General features: G+C 73.1%; 7 protein-coding genes and 1 pseudogene. 5 read left to right on the top strand and 3 right to left on the bottom strand.

Features of this window, described 5'->3' with window-relative positions; genetic code table 11:
• Positions 1–103 precede the first annotated feature (103 nt).
• The 3 genes and pseudogenes from AB0G02_RS25490 to AB0G02_RS25480 all read right to left on the bottom strand — a co-directional run bounded on the left by AB0G02_RS25490 (position 104) and on the right by AB0G02_RS25480 (position 2,603).
• Positions 104–448, bottom strand: coding sequence for an SRPBCC family protein (locus AB0G02_RS25490; protein ID WP_360798142.1), 345 nt, complete (start codon positions 446–448; stop codon positions 104–106).
• A 38-nt stretch (positions 449–486) separates the two neighbouring features.
• Positions 487–1,848: pseudogene (locus AB0G02_RS25485) on the bottom strand (collagen-binding domain-containing protein).
• Positions 1,849–2,045: 197 nt separating this feature from the next.
• Entirely contained in the window at positions 2,046–2,603 is a 558-nt protein-coding gene (locus AB0G02_RS25480; RefSeq protein WP_360798140.1) for an SMI1/KNR4 family protein, read from the bottom strand.
• A 137-nt stretch (positions 2,604–2,740) separates the two neighbouring features.
• Here AB0G02_RS25480 and AB0G02_RS25475 point away from each other — a divergent pair, with 137 nt between their 5' ends.
• From AB0G02_RS25475 to AB0G02_RS25455, 5 genes are all read left to right on the top strand, one after another.
• Positions 2,741–3,064: a hypothetical protein gene (locus tag AB0G02_RS25475; RefSeq protein ID WP_360798138.1), complete on the top strand. Its 324-nt coding sequence runs from the start codon at positions 2,741–2,743 to the stop codon at positions 3,062–3,064.
• A gap of 1 nt (position 3,065) precedes the next feature.
• Positions 3,066–4,229: a C40 family peptidase gene (locus tag AB0G02_RS25470; RefSeq protein WP_360798136.1), complete on the top strand. Its 1,164-nt coding sequence runs from the start codon at positions 3,066–3,068 to the stop codon at positions 4,227–4,229.
• 4 nt (positions 4,230–4,233) lie between these two features.
• Positions 4,234–4,608: a hypothetical protein gene (locus AB0G02_RS25465; RefSeq protein ID WP_360798134.1), complete on the top strand. Its 375-nt coding sequence runs from the start codon at positions 4,234–4,236 to the stop codon at positions 4,606–4,608.
• Positions 4,605–5,120: a YbaB/EbfC family nucleoid-associated protein gene (locus AB0G02_RS25460; RefSeq protein ID WP_360798132.1), complete on the top strand. Its 516-nt coding sequence runs from the start codon at positions 4,605–4,607 to the stop codon at positions 5,118–5,120. Before AB0G02_RS25465 ends, AB0G02_RS25460 begins: the two co-directional genes overlap by 4 nt.
• A gap of 65 nt (positions 5,121–5,185) precedes the next feature.
• Complete coding sequence (locus tag AB0G02_RS25455; protein WP_360798130.1) at positions 5,186–6,394, top strand: primosomal protein; 1,209 nt, start codon at positions 5,186–5,188, stop codon at positions 6,392–6,394.
• Positions 6,395–6,436: the final 42 nt, after the last annotated feature.

Raw genomic sequence — 6,436 nt, 5'->3', positions numbered from 1 at the left:
CGGTCGCCACGGGCGACCGCTCGGACCAACTGCTCCTCGTTCACACCCGGCAAGACGGCGGACCGCGGCGAACGGTTCTCACCAGGATGTGACATGCATCACATCAATACCACGTGTCCTGGTTCTTGGCGGCGTCCACGTCGGCTTCGGCGGTGGCGCGGTGCGTCAGCGCGGCGACCGCTTCCTGCAACTCGCGCCGCACGTCACCGGGGTCGTCGGTCTCCACGGCGAGCACGACCTCGCTGAGCCCCTGGCCGTCCTCCGCCACGGTCAGCTCGCCCCGGTAGTGGTTCTCGCCCCAGGAGATGCTGCGGCGGTCGTGGTCGATGCGCGGGGTCGAGTCGGACAGGCCGGGCAGGTGCTGGGGCAGACTCTCGGGCCGTGCCAGGAACGCGAAGAGCTCCTGGGCGGACATCTCGACCGGCGCCCGGTACTCGTAGCTGGTCATGACCCGGGGTACCCGGTCGGACGGACCTCAAGACGGCGTCAGCCGCGGCGGTCGCGCAGCCGGGTCAGGGCCGGCGCGGTCGCGCCGGACAGGACCAGCAGGCCGCCGAGGCCCAGCAGCCCGCGCAGCGGGGTGCCGGTGTCGGCCAGCCCGTCGTCACCACCGCCGGGCACGGGCACGCCGGGACGGGTCGTGGTCGTCGTGGTCGCGCCGGTCGTGGTCGTGGTGGTCGTCGTGGGCCGGGTGGCAGGCGTCGTGGTGGTGGTCGTGGTGGCAGGCGTCGTGGTCGTCGTGGTGGTGGTCGTCGTGGTCGTGGGCCCCGGCTCGCACGTCGTGACGAGGTCGTCGAACGGCGCGTAGTGGATCTCGCCGCCGCTGCCCTCCACCGCACCGCCCTGCACGAGGGACCGCACGACCACCGCGCCATCGATGTTGAGCGGGCTGTCGTCGACCAGGGTCGCGTTCGGCGCGTAGACGGTGCCCCAGACGGTGGGCGAGTCGGGCGGCAGGGTGATCGTGCCGGAGGTGGTGAAGTTCCACAGCACGTGCTGGGGCGGGCCGATGCCCTGCCAGCTCACGTTCGGGACGGGCCAGGTGTAGTCACCCGTCACGTCCACGTTGACGATCAGCCACGCCTCGTCGCCGGGCTGGAGGGCGCCGGCGAGGGGATTGACGTGGTCGAGCGCGGCCATCTGCTCGGCGGTGAGCGTGAGCACGTTCTGGCCGGGCTGGAGGCCGATGGTCGCGACCGGGTCCGTGCCGTTCCACGGGTTCTGCCCGTTCTGGTCCCGCAGCTGCACGGTCGAGGCGCAGGCGAACACGTCGGCGTTGATCCGCCGGTACAGCGCGAACAGCCCGGCGAAGTCGAACCCGCTCGGGCCGCCGACCGACTCGGCGGGTTGCGAGGTCTGCACCGCCAGGGCCGGCCGGGTGTTCTGGTCGCCACCGGACGGCACGACGAACGTCACCCCACCGGACGGCAGCACCGACGACCCGCTCAGGTCACCGATCTTGGCCTAGGACTCGTTGAGCACGTTGAGCACGCCGCCCGCGGCGCTCTGCGCGTAGTCCGGCCGGCCGCCGACGACCAGGCTGGTCGGCCGGGAGTCACCGGGCAGGACGTACGTGCCGGGGTCGTTCGCCCCCGCGTTGTAGGTGCGGAACCGGACGTCGCCGCCGATCGCCACCGGGCCCTCGGTCTCGTTCTCGTACAGCGCGGCGTCGCCCTCGACCAGCACGAGGAACCCGTGGCTCGGGTCCGCCACCACGTCGCCCGGCGCGACCGGCCGCAGGGGGTTCACCACCGCCGCGAGCCCGGTCCGGGGCACGGGCGCCCACCCGGTCGCGAGGACGGCGACGGCGACCGCCAGGCCGACGGCCGCGCTGCGGCTGGTGTGCATATCCGGCTCCCCGGGAGGTCGACAACCTCCCCGCAGCCAATGTCACCGCACCCCGTCCGGCACCCGGACCACCCCGTTTTCACCCGCCGGTGTGACCACCCGCGTGTCCTACGTTCGCGTCGCGCGTGTCCTACGTCCAGAACACGAGAGTCCTACGTCCAGAACACCCGAGTTGAACGCTCAGGACGGCGGGGGCGTCAGTTGGTGCACCACCCGAGCCGGCCGTCGGTCGTCACCAAGGGCTCGCAGTGGCCGAGCCGGCTGCGGTGCTCCAGGGCCGTCGCGACCTGGTCCAGCATCTCGTCCAGGCTGGTCCACTCGGGCTTGAGCATCTCGCCCGCCTCGCGGTCCCACTCGACCACGCACCCCGACAGCACGCCGGGCCGCAGGTCGAGCGCCAACGCGTCACCGCACCCGTCGAACGCGATCGGCAGCCACCTCGGGTGGAAGCCGACCGTCGGCGTGCCGGCCTCGGTGTCGAGGTCGGCGGGCCAGAACCGCTCCTTCAACCGCCACGACCGCAGCGCGTTCGACGGTCCGAGCGGCGTGTAGAACGGCGGCAGCACCTCGGCGAACGCCAGGTCGGCGGTCCCGCCGCACACCGCCCACCACGAACGCAGGTCGGCGGGCGGCTCCAGCCCGCTGGCAACCGCCAACGCCTCGACCGCGGCGCTGTCCTCGGGGGGCACGAACGCCGATCCGGTCGAGGGGGCGTGGTCGTCCAGCCACGCCACGATCCGTTCCCAATGGCGCAAAACACCCACCTGCACATGATCACGTGGCGAGGCCGCCCGCGGTACCGCTCATCGGGGCAGGATCTGGCCGAACGCCGCACGCCAGGGCCCCGGATGGGGCAGGATCGCGGTCGCACGGCACCAAGAGGGGGACGAGGGTGGAACGGGGTTTCGGCGTCGACACCGCGGCGCTGTCGGCGTACGGCAGCACGGCGACGGGTCTGGCGGGCGAGGTGGGCGCGGTCGGCACGTCCGCGTTGGCGGGCACGACGTCGTTGGCCGCCGGGAGTTTCGGCGCGATCGGGGACGAGGTCGGGCTCGGCGCGGCGTTCCAGCGCGCGGCACAGGCCCAAGTGGACGGTGTGGCCGCCGCGTCGGCCGCCCTGTCGGCATTCGCCGGCGCCGTGCGGCAGACGGGCGAGGCGTACGTCGAGCAGGAGGCGCGCAACAGCGCCGACCTCGACCGGGCGTACCGGGCCTGACGTGGACGTCGGAGGATTCCTGGCGGCCCTGGTCCAGCCGATGAAGGACCACCTGGCCAAGCTGGACGGCGACACCGGTGGCGCGACCGGCGCGGCGGAGAAGTTCGGGCGGGCGTCCGCGGCGCTGACCGAGCTCGACGCCAGGCACACGAGCGCGGCGAACACCGCGATGACCGACTGGTACGGCGAGAAGGCCAACGCCTTCCAGGCCCGCGTCGCCGCGTTCTCCGGCGGCGTGGGCACGTTGTCCCGCAACGCGACGACCACCCAGCAGGCGGCCACCACGGCGGTCGACGCGGTGAACTCCGGCAAGACCGCGATCCAGGGCCTGATCGACGAGTTCACCGGCTGGGCGTGGCCCCGGCTCGCGGCGGCGGTCGCGGCGTCGTTGTTCGGCGGGATCGGCGCGGTGCTCGCGGTCGCGGCGGAGGTGACCGCGAAGGCCCGCGAGTACGAGGGCAGGACGGGTCAGGAGCTGGAGAAGGTCCGCACCGAGCTGACCACCGTCGTGGCGCAGTTGCAGGGCTTGCGGCAGCCGGACTTCGCCGGCATCGGTGACCCGTTGGGCGTGGAGAGCGGCGGCACCACGTCGACGTCCTCCGCGGGCGACAGCGGCGGGTCCTCCTCCTCGTCGTCCGACGGCGGCGGCGGCGGGGGCGGCAGCGGCAGCGGTGGCGGAAGCAGTGGCGGTGGCGGAGGCGGCAGCGGTGGTGGGGGCGGCGGGGGCGGAGGCCCGCACCTGCCGGTGGCCATCCCGCCGCAGCCCGGCACCGGCGTCGGCGTGAACCTGCCCGACGGCAGCTCCGCCGAAGCGCCCAACGAGACCGCCGCACGCGCCGTCCGCAACGCGCTGTCCGCCCTGGGCACGCCGTACGTGTGGGGCGGCGCGAACCCGCCGCAGGGCACGGACTGCAGCGGCCTGACGCAGTGGGCCTACAAGGGCGCGGGCTTCGACCTGCCCCGGCCCGCGTCGTCGCAGGCCATGGGCGCGTCCGTGCCGCCGGACCAGCTGCTGCCCGGCGACCTGGTGGTGTGGGACGGGCACGTGGCCATGGTGATCGGCAACGGGCAGATGGTCGAGGCGGGCGACCCCGTGCAGGTGAGCAAGATCCGCACGAGCAACAGCGGCATGGGCTTCATGGGCTTCTACCGACCGACGGGCTGAGGACGTGGACGAGACGCAGCGGGCGGCCGAACGGGTCGCCGACACCGAGCGGCGGGTGTCCGAGCACGTCGCGCGCACCGGTCCGGTGCTCGGCCGGGCGTCGTCACCGGACGGCGCGGTCACGGTCGTCACCGCGCCCGGCGGCCCGCCGCAGGAGGTGCGGGTGTCTCCGGCGGCCTTGAACATGGGGCCGCGGGCGTTGGCGGACGAGATCCTGCGCGTGTCGGCACGAGCCGCGCGGGACGCCTCCACCCGGATGCACCGGTCGCTGGAACGCGTGGCCGACCCGGCGGCGGTGCGGGCGTTGGCCGAGATCGGCTTCGAGCGCGGTCCGGACGAAGACGACTTCGGCAGCACGTACCTGAGGGGTCCCCGGTGACGCAGGAACAACGGCTCGCGGCCGCCGAGGGCCTGACCGAGGTGCTGGCCCGCACGACCGGCACCGCCGAGCACCCCACCCGCCTGGCCCGCGCCACGGCGACCGCGACGGGCGAGCTGAAGGCGCTGGACCTGCACCCGAACGCGTTGGCGCAGGGGCCGGACGCGGTCGGCAGGCTGGTCGTGGAGACGGCCCGGCTGGCGACGGACGCGGCGGTGCAGACCAGCTACAACGAGCTGGCCAAGTCGCTGGGCGACAGCATGGCGATGGCGGTGGAGGCGTTCGCCGGTCCGCCGCCGCTGAAGACCGCTCCCCCACCCGGTCCGCCGCCGGTCGCGCCACCCCCGCCGGCTGCTCGGACGGGCTGGTCCGCGGGCCCCGAGCGGCCGTCCGGACCGACCCCGCCACCGTGGGCCGGGCAGCGGAAGAGCCGCCCCGCACCCCGTCCCGTACCGGAGGAAACGGACGACGACGACTACTTCGCGGACCCTTTCCGTGGTCAACGGCAGTAGTGCGTGATCGACCCCGTACTCTTGCCCCCGCATCGCAAAGGGGCATGGCGTGACCGGGAGGTCGGATGGCACAGGACATCGTCCCGATCGAGCTGGGGCTCACCCAGGGTGATGTGGTCACCCTGTGGGCCCCGCGCTGGCGGGAAGAGGGCGAGGAGTGGGAAGCCTTCCTCGGCCACGAGGAGGACCTGTACGCGTTCCCCGATGCCGCGCACTTGGCGGCGTTCGTGCGCAAGGCCGAGGAGCACGACCTGACCGACCACCCGGCGTGGCACGTCGTGCCCGCGCTGTCGGTCGGTGAGCTGTCGCCGGACGACAACCACCAGTTCGACCTGGTCGGCGTGCCCGAGCTGGTGGCCGAGGAGCCCGACACCTGGGTCATCGGGGAGCTGGCCGACGTCATCTCGATCGTGCGGTCGCTGGCCGACGTGTGCGAGCTGGAGAAGGTGCACGAGATCCTGGACTCGGCGGAGGGCTTCGCCCTGCTGCCGCAGGGCACGCTGCCGTTCACCGGCCGCGAGGGCCAGGCGCTGTGGACCGAGATCTCGCAGGTCGTCGCGGAGAAGTGGGACGAGGTGCTGGACGCGATCGACGAGGTCGTGACCACGCCCGAGGTCGACGAGCCCACGCTCAAGGCCGCGCAGGACGAGCTGGCCGAGTTCGAGGAGGCCAACGCCGCGGCGGCGGTCACCGACGTCGAGGACGACGAGGACGGCGAGGAGCCGGTCGGCTTCTGGGGCGAGATCGGCATCGACCCGATCAAGATCATCAGCGGGGCGGGCGAGTACTACACGCTGCGCTGCTACCTGGACGACCACCCGGTGTTCCTCGGTCGCAAGGGCAAGATCGACGTGTTCACCTCGCCGCGCGCGCTGGCCAGGTTCATCGTCGAGGCCGACGACAACGACCTGGCCGAGGTGTCGACCTGGGGCGAGCTGGTCACCAAGGCGACCGGCGGCGACCTGGAGGTCCAGGTCGACCCGGACAACGTCTACGTGCTCACCGGCCTGGACGAGGACATCGTCGACGGCCCGGACGGCATCGACCCCACGCAGCTCGACCTCGTGGTCGAACTGCTGGAGGACGCGGGCGAGTGGGCCAACGACGACACCGTGAAGGTGGCGCTGAACCAGTCCGAGCGGCTGGGGTGGCTGGTGTCGTACGTGCTGAAGCCGGACCCGACGCGGCTGGCGCCCAGCGCGCCCTTCGACGACGAGCAGGTGGCGTGGCGGGCCCTCGTGGCGTCGTTCGAGGACCGGCTCCGGGTGCACTGAGCGGTTGTGCGTGAAGCGGAGGTCGCGGGCCAGGTGCCCGCG

The organism is Actinosynnema sp. NPDC023658 (assembly GCF_040639995.1).
Lineage (GTDB): Bacteria > Actinomycetota > Actinomycetes > Mycobacteriales > Pseudonocardiaceae > Actinosynnema.
This window is presented reverse-complemented; position numbering and strand designations above follow the sequence as displayed.

What these genes read in the sequence shown, in the direction of transcription:
- AB0G02_RS25490 (WP_360798142.1), bottom strand. Translation starts at nt 448, where the DNA reads ATGACCAGCTACGAGTACCGGGCGCCGGTCGAGATGTCCGCCCAGGAG.
- AB0G02_RS25455 (WP_360798130.1), top strand. Translation starts at nt 5,186, where the DNA reads ATGGCACAGGACATCGTCCCGATCGAGCTGGGGCTCACCCAGGGTGAT.